Origin of the sequence: Bacillus cereus group sp. RP43, from assembly GCF_040459645.1 — a bacterium.
GTDB lineage: Bacteria > Bacillota > Bacilli > Bacillales > Bacillaceae_G > Bacillus_A > Bacillus_A mycoides_C.
In genome coordinates this window covers 2,637,866-2,659,766 of record NZ_JARVHQ010000001.1, presented here as the reverse complement: position 1 = coordinate 2,659,766, position 21,901 = coordinate 2,637,866, and the positions used below count along the sequence as shown (strand labels likewise).

Genomic DNA, 21,901 nt, shown 5'->3' with positions numbered 1-21,901 from the left:
AAATAGCATACGTCATAAAACGAAAATCCAGCCAATTGATTCTTAATAAGTTTATACTTACTACAAAAACAAACAAACTCGTCCTACTGAGAGGGGAGTTTGTTTGTTTTTTGTTTAGATAATGGAATGTTCATGCAAAATTGTACACTATGTTCCATATTTTTTATAGAATATTTTATATCTAGCGTTTCGAAAATTTGTTTAACAATATATAAACCTAAACCACTTCCTCCAGTATTTCGATTCCTTGATTTTTCAATTCGATAAAATGGTTTGAAAATTTGTTGTATATCTCCTTCTTTAATATTGACACCTGTATTCATAATTTGCATTTTGATTTGACCTTGTTCAGAATCCTCACTTAACTTTATATAGACTTTTTCATTATATGGTGAATACATAACCGCATTATGGATAATATTTTTACATGCTTTTTCAAAAAGAACACGATCTGTATAAACAGAAAGGTCAGAATCAATTTCTTTTATTATTTGGATGCTTTTTTGAGAAGCAAAAAATTCGAGATCTTTTGTGATTGTATCTATTAACTTCGAAAGATTAACTTCTTCTACTTTTAGTTTAAAGGTGTGTTGTTCTAATTTCGACATGCTTAAAATTTCACGAACTAATTGTTCCATACTTTCAATAATTTGATGATTTTTCTTTAAATATTGATCACGATTTTGATAAGGGCCAATATTGTATATCATCCCTTCTAAGTATCCTTTCATTACAGTAAGAGGGGTCTTTAATTCATGTGCTACAATCGCAAAAAACTCTCTGCGTTTTGTTTCTATTTCTCGTTCTTTTTCAATATCATTTTTTAATTGTTGATTTGCTTTTTTTAAATCAAACATAGCTTGTTGTAAGTTAATAGACATGTCATTCAAACTATTAGATAATTCTCCTAACTCATCTGTAGAGCGAACCTCAATTTTTTCGGAGAAATCTAAATTTGCCATCTTTTGTGCACCCTCATTAATATAAATAAGTGGTTTTGTAATAAACCTGGAATAGAAATAAGCACTCCCTACACCAATTACGAGTACAATGATACTAATATAGGGGAGAAAGCGTACTAAAACCTGTGAAGCTTCATCAATTGGTTGAAATGTAGCAAAGACTATAAGCGTTAAACTACCATCTTGGAATTGAATTGGTTTCGTAACGTTATATGAATTGCTAAGGGTACCTGCATTCTCGAACCGTGTCGCTCTAGTAACTACTGTTGTTTGCGAACCACTTTGAGTAAAAGAAAATGAAGGAGAGTATTTAATTATTCCCTCATTATTTTGAAGATAAAGCATCGCATTATTTTTTTTTGCATATTCATCAAAAAGTGGTATCGCATCTTGAAACGTAAGATTTTTAGACTTATCAATGATTTCTTTTATCCCTGTTTGAAGTTGATCTGTTTTGTATTGCTCATAAAACGTAGGGAGAAAGAAGTATAAAGTTAAATAAATCAATACTGCAAAGGATAACAAAATGAGAGAGGTAGTCATAAAGAGTTTATAAGTAATTTGCTTCATCTTCATGATTTTCACAATACTATTCATCAATTTTATAACCAATACCCTTTATTGTTTTAATATAAGGGATAGCTAACTTTTTCCGTAGGTTTTTAATATGTGTATCAATTATTCGTGTTTCTCCAAAATAATCGTACCCCCAAACTTTTTCTACGATATTTTCTCTTGTGAGTACTTTTCTCTCATTTTGAAATAGTAGTTGTAGAATTTCAAACTCTTTTGTCGTTAATAAAATTTCAACGTCATTTACATATACTCTATATGCATCAACATCGATACGTACTTCTTTAAATACCAAATGATTATTTACATTTTTATCATAACTCCTTCTCAATACCGCTTCGACTCGTCTAATCAAAACATGAAACGAAAAGGGTTTTGTTATATAATCATCGATTCCAAGATCAAACCCTTTCATTTGATCTTCTTCCTCTTCTAACGCAGTTAGCACAATAATTGGTACATTTGATTGGCTTCGAATCATCTTGGAAACTTCAAATCCATTCAGATTGGGCATCATTACATCTAGAAGAATTAAATCAAATGATTGCTTATTAAATTGTGTCATACCCTCTAATCCATCTGATGCGACTACCACTGTATACTGTTGTGTCATTAAAAATTGTTTAATTAATTCCTGAATTTCTTGATCGTCCTCTACCACGAGAATATGATAGCTCCTCATAATATCACCTCTGGTAGTCATTATAGCCTTACTATCTGGAGTTTATGTGGAGAAACAGTGGGACGATTAACGTATTAGCTCCATTTTCAAGATTGTGTATTCTCCATAAAAAAGTATTATTACCCATATTCCTTTTTTATGGAGAAATATTTGTGTGTTTGAAAAAACTTATCATATAAAAAGCTGAACGATTAATATTTACGAAAAATTAATGTATAATAATGTAAATTGCATGTAGTTTTTTAAACTGTTTGAAAATATACTTTCGATACTTTACTAGAAGGGAGAAAGGGAGATGAATTTAAATATAAAAGAAGCTAGCGAAATTCTAGAGCGTACGCCACAAACTTTGGAGTTTTTTTGCTAATTTAGTAAAGGCCTAAGGTGCGAACTAGGGATTATTTAAATCATGTGAGAAAGGTTGTGAAATTATTTGATGAGTTATAAAGCGATACTGTTTGATTTAGATGATACGTTACTTGATAGGGATAAGGCAGTAGATAAATTGTTTTTATTTGTTTTAGAAAAGTGTTATGAGGATGTTAGTGATACAGTCAAAAACAATATGTTACAGAAATTCAAAGAATACGATAAAAGGGAATACGGCATAAGTAATAAAACGATAGTTTTGGAATCATTGTTTGATGAATTCCCGCCGAAGTATAGATTGCAATGCAATTACATTCAAGATTTTTGGAATAATAATTTCCCTAAATGTTTTTCTATAAATCAAAATACTATCAATTTCTTAAATAGTATCAAGATGCATATTAAGGTTGGTATTATTACAAATGGCTCAACTCAAAGGCAAACGGCTAAAATAATTAACACAAATTTAAACGGTTACTTTGATACTATCATTATCTCTGAAGAAGTGGGACTTAGTAAACCAGATAAACGTATATTCGAATTAGCATTAAATAAGCTAAATGTACAATCAGAAGATGTACTATTTGTTGGAGATGACTTAGAAAAGGATATTGCTGGTTGTCAAAATGCAAATATAAAGGGCATATGGTTCAATCCTAATATGATTAAGAATAATACCGACATAAAACCATATGCCGAGATTACTTCTTTTGATAACTTATTAAGTTATTGTGGAGAGATAAATTTTCAAAAATAGTAAAAAGATAGATTACCCATAATTTCATTGACCGTATTAGAAGTTTTAAAAAAATATTTACTTACGATGATATTGAGCCAGGGGCAAATCATTTATGTGTGTTAATGAAGATCTACACAGTATGTTTAATATATACTTTATTAATTATAGAGGAGTGAGACTATGGAAATAAAGAAAGTAGTAATTGACGGAATAAATATTGCGGTCGTCAGAAACGATACAGTATTAATATCCGACGTTCAATCTGCATTAGATTTCATGGCAACAGTTCAATATGAAGCGGATTCAAAGTGGATTGTTATCAATAAATCATTAATAAGTGAAAGTTTCTTTGACTTAAAAACACGTCTTGCCGGTGATATTCTTCAAAAGTTTATTAATTACAGCGTGAAAATTGCTATCGTCGGGGATTTTTCTATGTATGCTAGTAAAAGCTTAAAAGATTTCATTTATGAATGTAATAAAGGTAAGGATATTTTTTTCATAGCAACTGAGCAACAGGCAATTGAAAAGTTAAGCTCATTGAAATAAAGATATAAAATGTATTTCGAAAGAGGCATCCGTGATGGTGCCTCTTATTTGTATTTTTATATAAAAATGTTTTTCAAATTTAAATTTTGTACCGGTACAGTAACTGCAAATGTACATTGTTACAATATCCCTTCAAATTTACAATCAGCATATATTGTTTTAACTTATAACTTATTAAGGGGTGCTGAATATGACAAAGTTACAAGATCAACTTTTTACAAGATTAAACCTTGAAAAACGTACTGAAATAAAATTTGAAGAATTAAGTACAATACTCTTTGCATTTGCCCACACAATCCCGTTTGAGAATTTAGATGTAATAACAAGTAATGCGAATACAATTTCTATGGAAAACTTACAAGAAAAAATTTTAACTAGATCCCGCGGTGGGCTTTGTTATGAATTAAATACTCTTTTTTACTATTTTTTAAAAGATAGTGGTTATGATGTACAACTCGCACTAGGTACCGTATATAAAAATGATATAAACGCTTGGGCACTTGAAGATGGGCATATAACAATTATTTTAAATTACGAAAACGTAAGGTACTTAATTGATGTAGGTATTGCTTCATTAGTACCTCTTGTGCCAGTACCGTTTACTGGCGAACTTGTTTCTTCTAAAAATGGTTCGTATCGAGTAAGACAAAAAGATACGAGTAAAGGAAACTATGTTCTAGAAAGAATAGATGCTGATGGTGAATGGAAAGTTTGTCATGCTTTTTATAAACATATTATTGATGAGATAGTAGTAAACGACGTTCAAAGAAGAGTGATAGAAGATGAGAAATCTATCTTTAATAAGGGACCAATTGCAGTGAAATTGACGGACTCTGGCCATGTCTCTTTAACGAATAATAGTGTAACTGAAATTATTTATGGAGCAAAAACTAAGCGTGAGGTTACAGAAGAGCAATATAGAGAGCTTTTATATACTTTATTTGCTATTGAGTTGTGAATATAAAAATAGCCGGTTCTTACTCAGAATCGGCTATTTTTATTATTTTTGGTTTAAATGGTTTTCGTCTAATATGTTTCGGAAACTGCGGTATAGTTAATGTTTTTAACGTTTCCTCAGCTTCTTCATATGTATGAAAAACTGGCTCTTTTCCATTATCTCCGTGCAAAACTAGCCTTTCATCTCGGATTACATACGGCATAAAACCACTCCTTATAGTAAAAAATTATGGTCTATTGAAACAGAATGATACGATTTCAAGTTTAATTTTCTTAATAGATATAATACACTAGAACAGTATAAAGAAGTATATAAAATGAATTTTGAATGTAAAGGAAGATTTTTATGTCAATTATTGATAAATTGAAACTTAATAAGTATACAAATATGGTCGTAATTAATGAACCTAGTGATTATGACATTTTTACAGGGAAAGAAACTGCATTTTCCAAAGATCACGATGCTATTTTTATTTTTGTAGAAACACTTGATGAAATGGTGAAACAAACGAATTTTATTATTAGTAATGAAGAATTACTAATTGAAAAAGGCTATATATTCTTCGCATATCCGAAAAAAGGTAATTCTCGTTACAGTACGTTTATTCACCGTGATGAAATGTTTCCTGCATTAAGCGTTGGTGAAGATGGGTATGTAGGACAGAGCGATATTAAATTTGCAAGAATGGTAAGTATGGATGACGTCTTTACTGTTGTAGGCTTAAAGCGCGAAAAGAAAAAAGCGACGAAAACGCCTGCTATGAGTCAATGTGTTGCTGATTATGCAGATCGTATTCAAGATGTCGAAGCATTATTGGCTAATCATCCAGTTGAACTTAAGTTTTATCAAAGTTTAACTCCTGGTTATCAAAAAGATTGGGCACGTAATTTATTTTCTGTGAAACAAGAAAAAACACGCAATAAACGTCTTGAGAAAATGATTGAAATCCTTTCACAAGGCTATAAAACAATTGAATTATTCCGTAAGAAGAAAAAATAATAATTAGGAACGTCACAATGATGCAACAATTAATTGCAAAGAGTACATTGAAAAGAGGATTCCTTTCAGTATACTAAAGTATGTTCTTATATTTAAATAATTAGCAAAAGAGAAAAGGTGTTTGAAATGAAATCGTATATTGTAGTTGGATCTGGAATTTTAGGGGCATCTACTGCCTATCATCTTGCTAAGTCTGGTGCGAAGGTTACTATTGTAGATCGTCAAGATTTAGGTCAAGCAACTGACGCAGCAGCAGGTATTGTCTGTCCGTGGCTGTCGCAACGTCGTAATAAAGCATGGTATAAAATCGTTAAAGGCGGTGCGCGTTACTATTCTTCGTTAATTCAGCAATTAGAAGAAGACGGTGAAACGGATACAGGTTATAACCGTGTAGGCGCAATTAGTTTACATACTGATGAGAAAAAACTGGATCAAATGGAAGAGCGAGCGTATAAACGCCGTGAAGATGCACCAGAGATTGGTGAAATCACTCGCTTATCAGCTGAAGAAACGAAAAAATTATTCCCAGCATTATCGGAAGAATATAGTTCTGTTCATATTAGTGGCGCTGCACGAGTAAATGGAAGATTATTACGCAACGCATTAATAAGCGCTGCGAAAAAGCATGGTGCAACTTTCATAAAAGGTGATGCAGTATTAGTCCGTGAAGGGAATCATATTACGGGAGTTAAAGTAAATGACGAAACAATTGTAGCGGAAAAGGTAATGGTAACTGCAGGCGCATGGGCGAACGAAATCTTGAACCCATTAGGAATTAATTTCTTAGTTACGTTCCAAAAAGGACAAATTGTTCATTTACAAATGGAAAATACAGCAACAGAAAATATGCCAGTTGTTATGCCGCCGAACGATCAATATATTTTGACATTTGACAATGGCCATGTCGTAATTGGTGCAACGCATGAGAATGATACTGGTTTCGATCACCGTGTAACTGCAGGTGGTTTACATGAAGTATTCCATAAAGCGTTAACAGTAGCGCCTGGTTTAGAAGATGGTACAATGGTTGAAACAAGAGTTGGCTTTAGACCGTTTACACCAGGGTTCTTACCTGTTATTGGGCCACTACCTAATTTTGAAGGCATACTCATTGCAAACGGATTAGGTGCTTCAGGATTAACAGCAGGTCCATACCTAGGATCAGAACTTGCGAAACTTGCGTTAGGGCAACCGATTGAATTAGATTTAAATGATTATGATGTTGCTGGGGCAATGGAATAGTAATAAACAAAAAGATTAGGAGTGATTTCCTAATCTTTTTGTCATGTTATTTGGGCGTAACTAAGTATTTTGGGAGGTAGGAGTTCTTTTAAACAGGTACCACCACATCGCTATCAAGTTAAGAAAATAGATAACCCACAAAACGAAAAAATTTTGCCTTTTATAGCAACGAAGTGCATTTTTATCGTTTGAGGTATTAGAGAAGAAAAATGGATTCGTTCAATATAGAGGTGAAAATACATATCAGAAATATAAACAATAGTCTCAAAAACTGGAGGCTATTCAATTTCACAATCTATTATGATTAAATAGGTAAGCTCTTTAAAGTCTGTCCCATCGCTGAATCCGTAAAATGATGAATAACATCAATCCCCCTCAACTTGATGGATGTTAGCGAACCGTTTCACAAATGAAATTAAAGCGATAGGTGGGATCCCAATTAAAGTTTTTTAAACCTAATTGGACTTACCATTAAGAGAGCGAGGATCAATGTAATCCATGCATTGCTATATGAAAACAATCCCATACAGGCCAATGGTAATCCAGCAGCTGGAATAGGTAATCCCTTAAAATATCCAATGGTTGGTTTTACACTAAATTTAGCTAATCTTAAAGCACCCATCGTTGGGAAAAGGATAAATGCCAAAGAAGTTAAAATAGATGGTGTTGCTATCGAATGAAATAGAAGTGCAGGCGCAACTCCGAAACTAACAATATCAGCTAAGGAATCCAATTGTACACCAAACTCACTGTTCACTTTTAATTTTCTCGCAATTCTTCCATCAAGGAGATCTAAAACAGCTGAAAAGAAAATAAAAATGGAGGCTACTTCCAAATAGTCACTCATATTCATGGTAATTGAAAAAACACCGCACAATAAATTTCCAATCGTAAATAAATTGGGTACAGCTTTTACTATGTGATTGAACAAGGTTGTCCCCCCTAAGTTGATCAAACTTCACGTTTATGTAGCATTTTCTATATATTCTTCCGTTATTCTTGAAAATATATGACCACTGTATGCTAAGTAAATTTCGACAAGAGAAAAGTCGATTTCCTGTACATTATGTTGGTTTATAAACATGTTTGATCAAAGGTAAGTCTATTACTGCTAATTTACCGAATATAAAAAAACGTTTTTGAAAAAAAGAGTTATCAAAATAGGCTCTAAACATATTTTATAGAATCACTTTTTATAAAATATGTTTGATTATTTTCGGTACGCGTTGTTGAACATTAGCACCCGATAGTTGAAGTGCCGAGTAGTCAAGCATTTTCCTCCGGTTGGTGGATAAGACCAACCACTCTTGTTTTAAATGTATTGTTTTTTATGAGTTTAAGATTGATCTTGTCCGTAATTTCTTTAAATGAAGGTAGTCCACTGCCTAAGACTACAGGAAACATATTAATCCGATATTCATCAATCAAGTCAAGTAATTTACGAATTTTTGGTTTTTCACTAGAAAAGATTAGTTAGATATCTTGATTATATAGTGAAACAAAATCATCGTTTTATCAAGAAACATGTGTGTTCTATTTTGGGATTTAAGTCCTATAAAACAACATCTACACCCTAAAAGTTGCATCATATCTTTATATAGTCATAAAATTAATCTGTAGTCGAAAATACGTAAAGAGCTGCTGGAATGAATTACTGAGAATACGAAGAATAAAGGCTAGAAACGGAGTAAAAACTAAAAAAATTAGACAAGGAAAATGGAGAGATGAATTAAATGTTAAAAATCATCAAACATTTAAAGCCATTTGTTACTTCCATCATTGCAGTTGTATGTCTGTTAACTGTACAGGCAGTATGCGATCTATCACTGCCAGACTACATGTCTAACATTGTCAATGTAGGAATTCAACAAAAAGGTGTAGAAAATGCAGTACCTGAGGTTATTCGTAAAAGTGAAATGGATAAACTCACACTCTTTATGAATGAAAATGAGAAGAAAAAAGTTGATGACAACTATGTGCTTCTAGATAAGAACAACCTCTCTCAAAGCGAACTGAAAAATGACTTAAAAGATTATCCGCAGCTTGATAAAGAGCCACTTTATAAGCTACATACAGAAGATAAAAATATAATTAACGAACTTAACGATATCTTTGGGAAACCAATGTTAATTACACAAGGAATTGAAAAAGGCGGCGCATCTGCTTTCCCTCCTGCTACGACAGGTGACACGAAAACACCAGCGAAGCTTCCGCCAAATACAGATCCTTTTGCAGTCATTGCGAAACTTCCTCAAGATCAAATCAATGCAATGAAAGAAAAGGCAGATGAAAAGTTTAAGAATATGCCAGGCAGCATGGTAACACAATCAGCCGTTTCATTCATTGAGAATGAGTATAAAAAGATCGGTATCAATATAGATAAGCTTCAATCTAATTTTATTCTTATTTCCGGCGGGAAAATGCTGCTTTTATCCTTAGTAAGTATGGCAGCTACCGTTATCGTGAGTTTACTTGCTGCAAAAGTAGCTGCTGGACTCGGCAGAGACCTTAGAAAGAAAGTATTCCGGAAAGTTACAAACTTCTCGAATGCGGAGTTTGATAAGTTTTCCACTGCATCTCTAATCACAAGAAGTACAAATGATATCCAGCAAGTTCAAACACTTATGGTTATGATGCTGCGCATTGTATTCTATGCACCAATTTTAGGTATCGGCGGCATTATTAAAGTACTTACTACAGACCTTTCAATGGGATGGATTATCGCAGTTGCAGTAATCGCGATTTTAAGCTTAGTCATTGGTTTATTTAGCATCGCGATCCCTAAGTTTAAGAGTATCCAAAAGTTAGTAGATAAAATTAACTTAATTACTCGTGAATCTTTAACAGGTATGCTCGTTATTCGTGCTTTTAATAATCAAAAACATGAAGAAAAGAAATTTGAAAAAGGAAATCAAGATTTAACAAAAACAAATTTATTTGTAAGCCGTTTAATGTCATTTATGATGCCAATGATGATGTTTATCATGAATGCCGTTACTGTACTTATTATTTGGGTTGGATCACACCAAGTGGATATGGGACATATGCAAGTTGGTGATTTGATGGCATTTATGCAATATACGATGCAAATCATCATGGCCTTCTTAATGATTTCAATGGTATCTATTATGGTTCCACGTGCTTCAGTTTCCGCACAACGTATCGCAGAAGTTTTAGATACTGACGTTACTATTAGTGATGTAAAAGAGCCGAAGACATTCGCTGCAGACAAGAAAGGTTACGTTGAATTTAAAAATGTCGGCTTTAGATATCCAGGTGCAGAAGAAGATGTGCTTTCCAATATCACCTTTACTGCAAAACCTGGTGAAACGACAGCTTTCATCGGAAGTACAGGTAGTGGTAAATCAACATTAATCAACTTAATTCCACGCTTTTACGATGTCACAAGCGGCCAAATATTAATAGATGGCACAGATGTTAGAGAAGTATCGCAGAAGGAATTAAGAGAGAAAATTGGTTATGTACCGCAAAAAGGAGTTCTCTTCTCAGGTACAATCGAGAGTAATTTGAAATACGGTAAGAAAGAAGCAACTGAAGAAGAACTCGCAAAAGCAGCAGAAATCGCGCAAGCTATAGAATTTATTAACGCGAAACCTGAAAGCTTCCGTACAGAAATATCACAAGGTGGTACGAACGTTTCTGGTGGTCAAAAACAAAGACTTTCTATTGCGCGTGCTCTTACGAAAAAATCGGAAATCTTCATATTCGATGATAGTTTCTCAGCTCTTGACTTTAAGACAGACGCAGCATTGCGCAGAGCTTTAAACAATGAGATTACAGGAAGTACCGTTTTACTTATTGCCCAAAGAATCAGCACAATCATGAATGCGGATAAGATAATTGTACTTGACGAAGGAAAAATAGTTGGAACTGGTACTCATGAAGAGCTTATGGAAAACTGTGAAGTTTATAAGCAAATTGCTTTATCACAACTTTCAAGAGAGGAGTTGTCATCATGAGTGATAGAAAAATAGAAAATAGCAGACAAGGTGGTCCTGGTCCTGGCGGTGGCGGTCATATGGGCGGCGGCATGAGAAAGATTGAGAAAGCAAAAAACTTCAAAGGAACGATGAATAAACTCCTTCAATACTTGAAGCCCTATAAATTATCAATCTTAGTCGTTATCCTTTTCGCAATCGGTAGTGCAGCCTTTACAATCGTTGGTCCAAAAATTTTAGGAAATGCGACAACAAAACTTTTCGAAGGACTCGTAAGCAAAGTATCAGGAGCACCCGGTGCGGCCATTGACTTTACCTATATCGGAAACATTGTCATTTTACTCCTTGGATTATATTTACTGAGCACTGCGTTTGGTATTATTCAGGGGTACATTATTTCTGGAGTAGCTCAAAAAGTATCCTATAACTTCAGAAAAGAAATCGACGAAAAAATTAATCGTATGCCACTGAATTACTTTGATAAAACAACGCACGGCGAAGTATTATCAAGAATTACAAATGACGTAGATACGGTGAGCCAAACGTTAAACCAAAGTATGTCGCAAATCATTACATCTGTTATTACGATCATCGGTGTACTCATCATGATGCTATCAATCAGTTGGCAAATGACATTAGTGGCACTTTTAATATTGCCAGTATCGATGATTCTCATCATGGCAGTCGTAAAACGATCACAAAAATATTTCAAATCCCAGCAAGAATATTTAGGACACGTAAACGGTCAGGTCGAAGAAATTTATAGTGGTCACAATATCGTAAAAGCCTTTAACAAAGAAGAAGAAGAAGTAAAAAAATTCGAAGAGGTAAATGATACCCTTTACCACTCCGCATGGAAATCTCAATTTTTATCTGGAATGATGATGCCGATTATGACATTTATCGGTAATATCGGTTACGTCGCTGTATCTATTTTAGGCGGATGGCTTGCGGTAAAGAGAACCATCGCAGTTGGAGACATTTTAGCCTTTGTGCAATATGTTAGAAGCTTTACGCAACCAATCGCTCAAGTAGCGCAAATCGCGAACGTACTTCAATCCACTGCAGCTGCTGCAGAAAGAGTCTTCGAATTTTTAGAAGAAGACGAGGAAGTGCCAGAAGCAGAAAATCCAGTGAAGCTGCAAAAAGTTCAAGGAGAAGTTACCTTCCAAGATGTTCAATTTGGATACAATCCAGATAAGATCATCATCAATAATTTCTCATCTAACATTAAACCTGGACAAAAAGTAGCAATCGTTGGACCAACCGGAGCTGGTAAAACAACGATCGTAAAACTGTTAATGCGTTTCTATGACATAAACAGCGGTGCGATATGTATAGATGGTCACGATATAAAAGACTTCACGCGAGAAGACCTGCGCAGCATGTTTGGTATGGTACTGCAAGACACTTGGCTATTTAACGGACCAATCATGGAAAATATCCGTTACGGTAGACTCGATGCTACAGACGAAGAAGTAATTGAAGCAGCGAAAGCAGCTCACGTTCACAACTTCGTAAAAACATTACCAAATAAATATCAAATGGAACTAAACGAAGAAGCAAGCAACGTATCCCAAGGACAAAAGCAACTACTAACAATTGCTCGCGCCCTTCTAGCGGATCCGAAAATATTAATACTCGACGAAGCAACAAGCTCCATTGACACTCGTACAGAAGTACTCATCCAAAAAGCGATGGAAAACCTCATGGAAGGCAGAACAAGCTTTATCATCGCTCACAGATTATCAACAATCCGTGATGCAGACTTAATTCTTGTCATGAAAGACGGGGATATTGTAGAACAAGGTAATCATGAAGAGTTATTGAAATCTGATGGTTTCTATGCTTCGCTTTATAATAGTCAGTTTGAAGGTGCGGATGCTTCTTGAGTTAGGTGTCCCGAAAGTCCATTTAAATGATAAAAATCCACGGTGAAAATTCATTTTCTTCGTGGGTTTTTATCATTTTTAAGGTTCTGTTACAAAGTTTTTAAAAGTAAGCTAGACTTTTGCAAAACAAAGTGAGGAGCATGATAAATGGGATATTTTAAAGGGAAACCATGATCGTGACTGTGATCGCGATAATCGTCGAGATTGGTAAATTCCTTTCAATGAGTGCGTTTCTTCACGGCACTCGTTTTTTTATTTATGGGTTTTCTGAATTCTTTATTGATGATATATAAAATACGAAGAATGTAGTTGTAATATATGGTTGTACAAAAATTTTCACCTTAAAACAAAGTGAGCTAAAAGTGATCGAGAAGAGTTAAAGAAAGCATTAGAATATTAATTAATACATTCTTTTGACCAGAGGTGATTTCACCGATATGCAATATTTTCGAGTCCGAATACTTTCAAAGCCTCGTAATGTCTTAGTGTTTCTCCTCCTTCTCTTGTTTTATGACTTTCTCCAAAGATAAGGAGCATTTCTTCCCCATTAATTGTTGCCCAACGGATAACCTGTTTAATTAAAGGGAATTATCAAAAAGGGTACTATAAAACAGAACGAGCCCAAGAAATAGATAAGGAGTGAGCAAGCGATGGACAACATGATTAATACGGACAACTTTGGTTCACAAAGGGGACCTGCTCAAAAAACGGTTGGCCAGTATTTGTTCGATTGCCTGAAACTCGAGGGCATTACCGAAATTTTTGGTGTCGCAGGGGACTATAATTTTACACTTCTTGATACTTTGGAGTGTTATAACGGCATCCGTTTTATAGAAGGACGAAACGAACTAAACTCAGGTTATGCTGCAGATGGCTATGCAAGAATCAAAGGAATATCGGCTCTTATTACGACCTTCGGGGTCGGGGAGCTCAGCGCCTGCAATGCGATAGCGGGAGCCAACAGCGAGCATGTACCAATAATACATATTGTGGGTTCGCCTCCTGAGAAGGATCAAAAAGAGCATAAGCTGATGCATCACACCTTAATGGATGGAAATTTTGACGTCTTTCGCAAGGTGTATGAACAGATTACGGCATATACCGCGGTGCTTACGCCGGAAAATGCCAAGATTGAAATTCAGACTGCGATTCGCATTGCTAAGGAAAAGAAAAAGCCAGTATATCTGGTTGTGGCTAATGATTTAGTGACCAAGCCAATTAAAGTCTGGGCAGAGCCAATACCAACACGTCCAACATCCAACCCGAATACCCTTCAGGCTGCAGTGAATCATGTCCGTCCGCTTTTGAAACGTGCCCACCGACCGGTTATCCTGGTGGATGTGAAAACGATGCGTTTCGGTCTTCAGACAGCAACTCGGCAGCTAGCCGATGCAATGAATGTGCCTGTTGTAACGATGCTGTACGGGAAGGGGGGATTCGACGAGACCCATCCAAATTATATCGGAATGTATCTAGGCTCTTTCGGGAGTACTGAAGTCCAAAGTACGGTGGAGAATGCAGATTGTATCATTGCGATTGGCATGGTATGGGCGGACACAAACACCGCAAGTTTTACCGCAAAGCTAAACCCACTGATAACTGTCAATATTCAACCAGATATGGTTAAAATCGCTGAGGCGGAATATCCGAATGTTCTTGCAGCCGACATGCTACTTGCCGTGCAGAAGGTGGGTTATAAGGGCAAAGGTTTGACAGGGAAAATTGCATTCCCTTATGAGCAATTCACAACTAATGTCGACGGACGTCTATTGGCGGTCGACTATTATCCACGTTTTCAGCGCATGCTGAAAGATGGGGATATTGTAATCGCCGAGACCGGAACGTTTTATTATGGAATGGGAGAGGTAAGACTGCCGGGCAATGTAACATATATTGGACAAGGTGGATGGCAGTCCATCGGTTACGCAATCCCTTCGGCGTTTGGTGCTATTATGGCCGCGCCGGAACGCCGAGTATTGGTGTTTACAGGTGACGGTGCCCTGCAGCTAACAGTACAGGAAATCAGTTCTATGCTCTATTACGGCTGCAAGCCCATAATCTTTGTCTTGAACAACGGTGGTTATACGATCGAGAGATATTTAAATGTCAAAACAGAGGATCAAAAGTACAACCAAATCCCTCGATGGTCTTACACCAAGCTGGCCGAAGCTTTTGGAGGTAACGCGTTTACCGTTACGGTCCGGACCTATGGAGAGCTTGATCAAGCTATAATCCATGCTGAAAAGGAAAGCGCCAAAAGACTCTGTATAATTGAAATGATCGCAGGGAATCCGATGGACGCACCTGAATATATGCGACGGATGCGTAGTTATATGGAGAAGCAGGAAATGCAGCGCGGTCAGAAATAGTATCCAATTCCAATTCCCTAGTCCCTAATTGAATACTAATCGAACAGTTCTAATCATACTCTTTTAATAAAACGCAATTAAAGGGGTGTAAAGTAAGTTGACAAAAGTTAAGGTTAGTTTACGGCCCATCGTTCATAACATAAATTTACCAACTGTAATAAAAACAGCCATACTTCCAGGTGAATCGGCTGAAAGACTATTTATTGCAACCCAATTAGGAGAGATTTTTTATATAGGAGACGATGTAATAAAAACATTTTTAAATATTCGCCCGCGAATCATAAAATTAGGCACATCTGAAGAAGGGGTTTCTAGTAGTGGTTATGATGAACGAGGATTGCTAGGACTAGCGTTTCATCCGCAATTTAATCATAATGGCTTATTTTATCTTCATTATTCAATGGCTGGGACTCAAGGACCAGGTGCACTTGCAGAACAATTTAAACCGAATCCTTGTGACCCGAAAACTTTAAACTTAAAGTGGATAAATAGAGATACTCAATATGATCATATTGATACAATTGAAGAATGGATTTTACAATCAAACGGTCAACCTGAAAAACGAAGAACGTTACTTAATATAAAACGGCCATTTTTTAATCATAACGGAGTCAATGGTTTAAACTTTTCACCTGAGACTGGAAAACTTGTTTTTACAAATGGAGATGGTGGATCGGGTTATGATCCATTTAATTTAAGCCAGGATGATTTAGAAATAGCGGGTAAAATAATTGAAATTGATGTAAGTAAAAATACATTAATGAATAACCCTCCAGTAGTTACGCGCTTTAATGAACTTCCTTTATCTATACAAGAAACACTTATAGTAATTGCGAAAGGGGTTCGGAATATAACAGGTATTTCATTTCAAAGGTTTTATAATCAGTATATCAAATATGCTGGAAATGTCGGGCAGGATATTGTAGAGTCTATTTTTTCGTTTGTTCAGTATAAACCCATACCGGTTACCGAACTTGTTCAAACGCATTTAATGAGATTCACTCCCAATCAAAATGGATTTATTAATTTTGGTTGGCGAGGATGGGAAGGAGAATTACCTACTTCTTTTATAAGGCACTGTTCTGAGAATCCTACTTTGGATGAGAGAACAATGGCTTATTATAATGAAACAATTCAAACGTCAGTGAGACGTATTCAGCCTCTAATCAGTTATTTTCATAAAGATTCCAGGGCCGATAAGTTTGGAGGAACTTCACTTACAGGAGTTCAGCCATATATGGGGACTACAATCCAAAATTTATCAGGTAGTGTCGTGTTTACTGATCTTGCCAAGAAAGAAGAATCTCAATCTCCAGTAAAGGGAGTGTTAGCTTATACTAGAGCAAGTATAGACGGTAAACGTAATAATTTTCATGTTATTGAAACCAATTATGATTTTGGTGCTCAATCAGCTTATTATGTTAGTTTAGGAACAAACTTAAATCAAACTAGGTTATATTTAGGAGTTTACGGTTCTATGAAAGTAACTGATTTTAATAAAGGTACTATTTATGAAATTATCCCTTGATACGATACAAATTATCAGTCTAAAAATATAAGGAATTTATTCTGTTTCCAAAATGCACGACTTAACTTGTCTCCCTAAAAATCTTCAATGTATGAGCATCTATTAATTTGTAGAAAGTAACTCATAAACCATATGTGTACGAATAATATAGAAAGTAATGAATGAGGTATCTTTAGGGGGTATTTTAATGAATCGGTTTGTACGTTATTGGTATCAACTGATGATAGAGCATGATACAAGCTTTGTTCATAAAAGAAAATTGTCCTTTGCGAATAAGTTAGTACTTACAGCTTTGATGAGTGCATTAGCCACCATGTTTCAAGCAGCGGGGAACTTAATTCCTGGTATAGGTTTGCTCATTAGTCCATTTTCGACATTACCGATTTTTTTTGCTATTTTCTATTCTATTCGTGAGGGAATACTTTCTTATATTCTTACTATTTTTCTATTATTTATTATTGAGCCAAGTGAACTAATTGTCTTTCCTTTTACTACAGGCTTATTAGGTCTAGCCTTAGGACTAGCCTTTTTAAAATTCAAGAGGAGAATTTGGATTGTTTCCTTTTCAGCGACTTGTCTACTTATAGGGATTATGATCGTTCTCGATGTTTTCCGTTTTCCGGTACTTGGTCCTACTGTTCATACAACTATGGACATAAAAATTATTTTATCAATATTTATACTGAGCTTTCTATACTGCTGGATTTATGCAGGTTTTTGCAGAATAATGATGAATAGATTATATAAAGTGTTGTATTGACAATGGCATAATGAAGATTGGAGAATGCATTCATGACTAACGTTGCAGTTAGAAGACCGAATTTGAATCATGTAGATGAACTATATTTATTTTTCCGTATAGTTATTACGAATACATATAAAAATGAAGGGTTATCCCAATTATTAGATGACATAGAAAATGAAATTAACTCAAAAAAGCAATATTTGAAAAACGATTTTGATAGTAATGGAGAAAGTCGTTACTTTTTATTAGCAATAGATACAAATAACGATAAAATCATTGGAACGATTGAAATCGGTCCAGCGAGTACATTAATTAATAGTTGTACAGGCGGTGTACTTAAGGGTTTGTATGAAATAGGAACTGTATTTATACTTCCGGAGTATCAAAGAAAAGGTATAGGGAGTTTACTACTAAATACAATGTATCTTACATTACTTAGCAGAGGAGTAACCGAATACTGTTTAGATAGTGGATACAAAAAAGCACAAAGTATATGGACGAAAAAGTTTGGAAAACCTAGTTATGTGCTGAAGGATTATTGGGGCGAATCAATTGATCATATGATTTGGAAAAAAAGTTTACATGATATACCTATAATATTTGAATTATAAAATGAAATATGTCTCTGAACATAGCTTTTCTTACATACTTATGCTATTATTTATCTTTATAATAAAAGAGGACGTGAATGAACTTGATTAAAATTAATATTCCTGAAGCTGATGTTTCAATTACTGAACGTAAACAAGTTATTAAAGGAGACGAGCCATTAATTACTCCAATTAACGGTTTTATCGATTTCCACTTGTTCCCTAGAGATAAAGGCGGCATTTTTATGTTTTACAACATTAATGACGAACTTCTTTTCGTAGGTAAAGCTCGTAAAATTAGACAACGTATTAAAAAGCATTTTGAAGATAATGTTTCACCAATCAAAAATAATCGTGATGAAGTATACCGCATCGATGCATGTATCGTAGAAGATCCAACAGAAAGAGAAATTTACGAAACTTACATCATTAATGAATACAAAGCGAAATATAACGTTGATAAAGTGTTTTATAAATAAACAATATTAGCGAAATGAAACAATCCTAGTACATACACTAGGATTGTTTTTATTTATATAATTTTGTAATTTTTGTCCGTAATGATTTTCCTCGCATTTGTTCCTCCTTATAAGGGAATATAGTATTTAATCGGCAGAATTTTTTCGTATTTTAAAGTAATGAGCAGCAATTAAACAAAGTACCCCTATAAATAACATAATAATTCCAAGAGTTTTATGCTTTCCTTCAAAGAAAGGTATGTCTGTAATTACATTTGTCATACATAAGCCTAAGAACACAAGAACAGGTCCAATCCAAAGTAATATGTTGCCTAATTTTGTGTGTTTCTCCATATAAGCCCCTCCTTTTTTACATATATATCCATAGATATTACAATCCATAACTTCTAAATAAAGGTTAAAGTAAATCCCCAAGAGAAATATATTTTCTTTCATAACAAAAAATAAAGCATCATATATTGGTACAAGCAAATGGGAAAGGAGATCATCATGAATTGGCTAGAAGCTTTTATTTTAGGAATTATTCAAGGGCTGACAGAGTTTTTACCTATAAGCAGTACAGGTCACCTATATTTAGGGCGGCATATTTTTCAGTTAGATGAGGCAGGTTTGTTTTTAGATACGATGCTGCATATCGGAACTTTGCTTGCAGTGTTTATTTATTATAGAAAAGAATTTATTTATTTAATAAAAAATCCATTTTCAAAGCTTATGTTTTTACTTATTGTCGGGACGATACCTGCGGTTGTAATTGGCTTATTATTTAAAGACTTTTTTGAAGATATTTCAAAAACAGGTATAACAATAGGTTGGGAGTTTTTGGTGACAGGTTTATTTCTTTATATGGCCGATAAACAAAAGAACGGTCGTAAAAAAATGAATGATATTACATATAAAGATGCACTCATAATTGGTTCATTTCAAGCAGTAGCTATATTTCCAGCAATTTCTCGTTCTGGAATGACAATTGTCGCTGCATTATGGAGAAAGTTAGACCGTGAAACAGCGGCGTACTTTTCATTTTTATTATCAACACCGGCTATTGTCGGAGCTATCATCTTGCAATTTGTAGATGTTTTTCAAGGGAAAGCTGAATCTATTTCTAGTACATCATTAATTGTCGGAACATTATCAGCAGCGTTCTTTGGCTACATAGCAGTTTCATGGATGATTCAATATTTAAAACGTCATTCTTTAAAAGTATTCGCGTATTACGTATGGGGATTAGGTATTTTAATTTTAATGTTGCAATTTACTCATGTGTTTTAAATTATAATGATAAAGAAGCTAAGTAGTTAAGGTCCTGTTTTATTTATAAAAGTCAGGATCTCTTTTCATTAAGGGGGAAAATATGTTTAATAAGGCTATTGTTATTGGTGGAAGTATGGCAGGAAAACTCGCAGCAAAAGCATTATCAACGTCTTTTAAAGAAGTAATCATTATAGAAGCCGGTGAAAGATGGGATGGAGAAGCTTCGAGAAAAAGAGTTCCACAAAGTAATCACCCTCATGTGTTATTAAAAGGCGGAGAAAAGGCAATTGAGGAATTGTTCCCTACTATTACAAACGAATTAATAGAAGCAGGCAGCATCGTAAATAACTTTACTCGTGATTTAAAATGGCATCAATTTGGTTTATGGAAACAGTCATTCACAGGAGAAGTGCATATGATTCAGCAAAGTCGTCCTATGCTAGAATCACATATTCAAAAACGAATTGAACAAATTTCAAATATTACTACGAAGTATGAAATGTTAGTTGGAAGATTACTAATAGATGAAAACCGTAATAAAGTGTGTGGAGTAAAAGTTAAATGTTTAGATACAGGTGTACACGAAGAAGTTCATGCAGATATTGTTGTTGATGCAAGTGGGTTCGGTTCAAAAAGTATAGAGTGGTTACGAGAATACAATATTGAAGTGCAAGAAGAAAAAGTGCGTATTGATTTATTTTATGCAACTAGATTGTTTAAACTCAAAGAAAATGAGAAGTTAGACTGCTGTAATATATTAATGTCTCCAAGTTTTCCTGAGAATCCTTATGGTGTTCTAATTCAAACGATTGAAGATGATCGTTATTTTGTTACTTTCAGTGGATATGCAAATGAGAAGGCACCACAAACAGATGATGAGTTTTATAATTTTGCTGAAAACCTCTCAATCCGTCATGTAATAGATTTCCTAAATAGAGCTGAGGCAATTACTGATATTAAAACATACAAAATTCCTTTTCAAGTACGCAGAAGATTCGATCTCGTTACAAATATGCCAGAAGGGTTATTAATAGTTGGAGATGCACATTGTCGTTTTGATCCGGTTTTCGGTCAAGGCGTTTCAGTTGCAGCAATGGAAGCTCACCAGTTGCAACTACTTCTACAAGGGAGAAAAAAGCTCGATAAAACATTTACACAACAATTTTATAAGAAAGCCGCAAACATAATACAAACCCCTTGGGAAATGACAACTACGGAAATATCACGTCACCCTCAGCTAAAGAGAGAATTAACTATGAAACAAAATTTTCAGCTTTGGTATACGAAACAAATATATCGACTTTCTGCAAGTGATTCTGATGTGTATATTCGATTAGTGCGGGTGATGAATTTAATTCATAGTCCATTTCATCTATTTCATCCGAAAGTGGTACTTGCTGTATTACTTAATCGAAAGAAATAGCAGGAAAATAATCGATTAAAAAAGAATGTATAACAGTTAGTAAATCAAGAAGGAGAATACGGGATGGAAATATACATAGAGCAACTAAAGAAACAAGATGCTGAGGATTTATTTACGTTTGAACTTACGAATAAATCTTTTTTTGAAACAATGGTACCAAATCGTGGTTCGAAATATTTCGATTTTGAATATTTTCAAAAACTACTAGACGATTTATTAATAGAACAGGCAGATGGAAATTCTTATTTTTATTTAATTCGTAATGAAGAAAAAGAAATTGTAGGTCGAATAAACTTAGTAGATATCGATACCGAAACTCGAATCAGTTCGTTAGGTTATCGAGTCGGAGAAAAATTCATAAAAAAAGGAGTTGCAACAGCAGCTGTAAAATTAATTTTAAACGTAGCGAAAAATAATGAAATTAATGAGGTTCATGCTAAAACAACGACTAATAATCTCGCATCACAAATTGTACTAGAAAAAAGCGGATTTTCTTTTAATAATGAAGCAGATACAACTTCTGTAGAATTAAACGGTGAACGTGTAAATTTTGTACATTATATTTGCAGAACTACTTCGTGTTCAAAATAAT

General features: G+C 34.5%; 20 protein-coding genes. 15 read left to right on the top strand and 5 right to left on the bottom strand.

The features are described from left to right. Positions 1 to 83: 83 nt before the first annotated feature. The gene (locus QCI75_RS14075; RefSeq protein ID WP_353761535.1) at positions 84 to 1,559 is read right to left on the bottom strand and encodes a sensor histidine kinase; all 1,476 of its coding nucleotides are present in this window, start codon (positions 1,557 to 1,559) and stop codon (positions 84 to 86) included. Then, positions 1,552 to 2,217, bottom strand: a complete 666-nt coding sequence (locus tag QCI75_RS14070) for a response regulator transcription factor (RefSeq protein WP_353760709.1) — start codon at positions 2,215 to 2,217, stop codon at positions 1,552 to 1,554. Before QCI75_RS14070 ends, QCI75_RS14075 begins: the two co-directional genes overlap by 8 nt. A 451-nt stretch (positions 2,218 to 2,668) precedes the next feature. Between QCI75_RS14070 and QCI75_RS14065 the strand changes: the two genes are divergently transcribed. The 3 genes from QCI75_RS14065 to QCI75_RS14055 all read left to right on the top strand — a co-directional run bounded on the left by QCI75_RS14065 (position 2,669) and on the right by QCI75_RS14055 (position 4,832). Beyond that, positions 2,669 to 3,343 (top strand): HAD family hydrolase, encoded by a 675-nt coding sequence (locus tag QCI75_RS14065; protein WP_353761534.1) that lies wholly within the window; start codon positions 2,669 to 2,671, stop codon positions 3,341 to 3,343. A 162-nt stretch (positions 3,344 to 3,505) separates the two neighbouring features. Next, positions 3,506 to 3,874, top strand: coding sequence for a DUF4180 domain-containing protein (locus QCI75_RS14060; protein ID WP_098767829.1), 369 nt, complete (start codon positions 3,506 to 3,508; stop codon positions 3,872 to 3,874). A gap of 190 nt (positions 3,875 to 4,064) precedes the next feature. Next, positions 4,065 to 4,832, top strand: a complete 768-nt coding sequence (locus QCI75_RS14055) for an arylamine N-acetyltransferase family protein (RefSeq protein WP_353760708.1) — start codon at positions 4,065 to 4,067, stop codon at positions 4,830 to 4,832. Between the two features lie 19 nt (positions 4,833 to 4,851). On the opposite strand, the gene QCI75_RS14050 is transcribed toward QCI75_RS14055, so the two are convergent. After that, complete coding sequence (locus tag QCI75_RS14050) at positions 4,852 to 5,034, bottom strand: hypothetical protein (RefSeq protein ID WP_353760706.1); 183 nt, start codon at positions 5,032 to 5,034, stop codon at positions 4,852 to 4,854. 143 nt (positions 5,035 to 5,177) lie between these two features. Between QCI75_RS14050 and QCI75_RS14045 the strand changes: the two genes are divergently transcribed. Together QCI75_RS14045 and QCI75_RS14040 are read left to right on the top strand one after the other, a co-directional pair. Next, complete coding sequence (locus QCI75_RS14045; RefSeq protein ID WP_353760705.1) at positions 5,178 to 5,831, top strand: YdeI/OmpD-associated family protein; 654 nt, start codon at positions 5,178 to 5,180, stop codon at positions 5,829 to 5,831. 126 nt (positions 5,832 to 5,957) lie between these two features. Beyond that, positions 5,958 to 7,073, top strand: a complete 1,116-nt coding sequence (locus QCI75_RS14040; protein ID WP_353760704.1) for an NAD(P)/FAD-dependent oxidoreductase — start codon at positions 5,958 to 5,960, stop codon at positions 7,071 to 7,073. Between the two features lie 439 nt (positions 7,074 to 7,512). On the opposite strand, the gene pssA is transcribed toward QCI75_RS14040, so the two are convergent. Beyond that, positions 7,513 to 8,004, bottom strand: a complete 492-nt coding sequence (pssA, locus tag QCI75_RS14035) for a CDP-diacylglycerol--serine O-phosphatidyltransferase (RefSeq protein WP_353760703.1) — start codon at positions 8,002 to 8,004, stop codon at positions 7,513 to 7,515. An 802-nt stretch (positions 8,005 to 8,806) separates the two neighbouring features. On the opposite strand from pssA, the gene QCI75_RS14025 reads away from it, so the two are divergent. The 7 genes from QCI75_RS14025 to QCI75_RS13995 all read left to right on the top strand — a co-directional run bounded on the left by QCI75_RS14025 (position 8,807) and on the right by QCI75_RS13995 (position 18,635). Continuing rightward, a complete protein-coding gene (locus QCI75_RS14025; protein WP_353760702.1) occupies positions 8,807 to 11,053 on the top strand; it encodes an ABC transporter ATP-binding protein in 2,247 nt (748 codons plus the stop codon). Beyond that, entirely contained in the window at positions 11,050 to 12,924 is a 1,875-nt protein-coding gene (locus QCI75_RS14020; protein WP_144504445.1) for an ABC transporter ATP-binding protein, read from the top strand. The genes QCI75_RS14025 and QCI75_RS14020 overlap by 4 nt, the downstream gene beginning before the upstream one ends. 650 nt (positions 12,925 to 13,574) lie before the next feature. After that, on the top strand, positions 13,575 to 15,293 hold the full coding sequence (locus QCI75_RS14015; RefSeq protein WP_353760701.1) for an alpha-keto acid decarboxylase family protein: 1,719 nt from the start codon (positions 13,575 to 13,577) through the stop codon (positions 15,291 to 15,293). A gap of 97 nt (positions 15,294 to 15,390) precedes the next feature. Beyond that, positions 15,391 to 16,821: a PQQ-dependent sugar dehydrogenase gene (locus QCI75_RS14010; protein WP_353760700.1), complete on the top strand. Its 1,431-nt coding sequence runs from the start codon at positions 15,391 to 15,393 to the stop codon at positions 16,819 to 16,821. Between the two features lie 187 nt (positions 16,822 to 17,008). Continuing rightward, positions 17,009 to 17,581: a hypothetical protein gene (locus tag QCI75_RS14005; RefSeq protein WP_353760699.1), complete on the top strand. Its 573-nt coding sequence runs from the start codon at positions 17,009 to 17,011 to the stop codon at positions 17,579 to 17,581. Between the two features lie 32 nt (positions 17,582 to 17,613). After that, positions 17,614 to 18,177 (top strand): GNAT family N-acetyltransferase, encoded by a 564-nt coding sequence (locus tag QCI75_RS14000; RefSeq protein ID WP_353760698.1) that lies wholly within the window; start codon positions 17,614 to 17,616, stop codon positions 18,175 to 18,177. Between the two features lie 77 nt (positions 18,178 to 18,254). After that, positions 18,255 to 18,635 (top strand): nucleotide excision repair endonuclease, encoded by a 381-nt coding sequence (locus QCI75_RS13995; RefSeq protein WP_070143087.1) that lies wholly within the window; start codon positions 18,255 to 18,257, stop codon positions 18,633 to 18,635. Between the two features lie 126 nt (positions 18,636 to 18,761). Here the strand turns inward: QCI75_RS13995 and QCI75_RS13990 are convergent, their stop codons facing one another. Continuing rightward, positions 18,762 to 18,968: a hypothetical protein gene (locus tag QCI75_RS13990; protein WP_098778345.1), complete on the bottom strand. Its 207-nt coding sequence runs from the start codon at positions 18,966 to 18,968 to the stop codon at positions 18,762 to 18,764. Positions 18,969 to 19,124: 156 nt separating this feature from the next. Between QCI75_RS13990 and QCI75_RS13985 the strand changes: the two genes are divergently transcribed. The 3 genes from QCI75_RS13985 to QCI75_RS13975 all read left to right on the top strand — a co-directional run bounded on the left by QCI75_RS13985 (position 19,125) and on the right by QCI75_RS13975 (position 21,900). Then, positions 19,125 to 19,904: an undecaprenyl-diphosphate phosphatase gene (locus QCI75_RS13985; protein WP_144504453.1), complete on the top strand. Its 780-nt coding sequence runs from the start codon at positions 19,125 to 19,127 to the stop codon at positions 19,902 to 19,904. Between the two features lie 82 nt (positions 19,905 to 19,986). After that, positions 19,987 to 21,309: an FAD-dependent monooxygenase gene (locus QCI75_RS13980; RefSeq protein ID WP_144504455.1), complete on the top strand. Its 1,323-nt coding sequence runs from the start codon at positions 19,987 to 19,989 to the stop codon at positions 21,307 to 21,309. A gap of 63 nt (positions 21,310 to 21,372) precedes the next feature. Beyond that, on the top strand, positions 21,373 to 21,900 hold the full coding sequence (locus QCI75_RS13975) for a GNAT family N-acetyltransferase (protein ID WP_144504457.1): 528 nt from the start codon (positions 21,373 to 21,375) through the stop codon (positions 21,898 to 21,900). Position 21,901 lies beyond the last annotated feature (1 nt).

What these genes read in the sequence shown, in the direction of transcription:
- QCI75_RS14015 (WP_353760701.1), top strand. Translation starts at nt 13,575, where the DNA reads ATGGACAACATGATTAATACGGACAACTTTGGTTCACAAAGGGGACCT.
- QCI75_RS14070 (WP_353760709.1), bottom strand. Translation starts at nt 2,217, where the DNA reads ATGAGGAGCTATCATATTCTCGTGGTAGAGGACGATCAAGAAATTCAG.
- QCI75_RS14060 (WP_098767829.1), top strand. Translation starts at nt 3,506, where the DNA reads ATGGAAATAAAGAAAGTAGTAATTGACGGAATAAATATTGCGGTCGTC.
- QCI75_RS13975 (WP_144504457.1), top strand. Translation starts at nt 21,373, where the DNA reads ATGGAAATATACATAGAGCAACTAAAGAAACAAGATGCTGAGGATTTA.
- QCI75_RS13985 (WP_144504453.1), top strand. Translation starts at nt 19,125, where the DNA reads ATGAATTGGCTAGAAGCTTTTATTTTAGGAATTATTCAAGGGCTGACA.
- QCI75_RS14040 (WP_353760704.1), top strand. Translation starts at nt 5,958, where the DNA reads ATGAAATCGTATATTGTAGTTGGATCTGGAATTTTAGGGGCATCTACT.
- QCI75_RS14045 (WP_353760705.1), top strand. Translation starts at nt 5,178, where the DNA reads ATGTCAATTATTGATAAATTGAAACTTAATAAGTATACAAATATGGTC.
- QCI75_RS14020 (WP_144504445.1), top strand. Translation starts at nt 11,050, where the DNA reads ATGAGTGATAGAAAAATAGAAAATAGCAGACAAGGTGGTCCTGGTCCT.
- QCI75_RS14000 (WP_353760698.1), top strand. Translation starts at nt 17,614, where the DNA reads ATGACTAACGTTGCAGTTAGAAGACCGAATTTGAATCATGTAGATGAA.
- QCI75_RS13980 (WP_144504455.1), top strand. Translation starts at nt 19,987, where the DNA reads ATGTTTAATAAGGCTATTGTTATTGGTGGAAGTATGGCAGGAAAACTC.
- QCI75_RS14055 (WP_353760708.1), top strand. Translation starts at nt 4,065, where the DNA reads ATGACAAAGTTACAAGATCAACTTTTTACAAGATTAAACCTTGAAAAA.
- QCI75_RS14025 (WP_353760702.1), top strand. Translation starts at nt 8,807, where the DNA reads ATGTTAAAAATCATCAAACATTTAAAGCCATTTGTTACTTCCATCATT.
- QCI75_RS14075 (WP_353761535.1), bottom strand. Translation starts at nt 1,559, where the DNA reads ATGAATAGTATTGTGAAAATCATGAAGATGAAGCAAATTACTTATAAA.
- QCI75_RS13995 (WP_070143087.1), top strand. Translation starts at nt 18,255, where the DNA reads ATGAACTTGATTAAAATTAATATTCCTGAAGCTGATGTTTCAATTACT.
- QCI75_RS14005 (WP_353760699.1), top strand. Translation starts at nt 17,009, where the DNA reads ATGAATCGGTTTGTACGTTATTGGTATCAACTGATGATAGAGCATGAT.
- QCI75_RS14050 (WP_353760706.1), bottom strand. Translation starts at nt 5,034, where the DNA reads ATGCCGTATGTAATCCGAGATGAAAGGCTAGTTTTGCACGGAGATAAT.
- QCI75_RS13990 (WP_098778345.1), bottom strand. Translation starts at nt 18,968, where the DNA reads ATGGAGAAACACACAAAATTAGGCAACATATTACTTTGGATTGGACCT.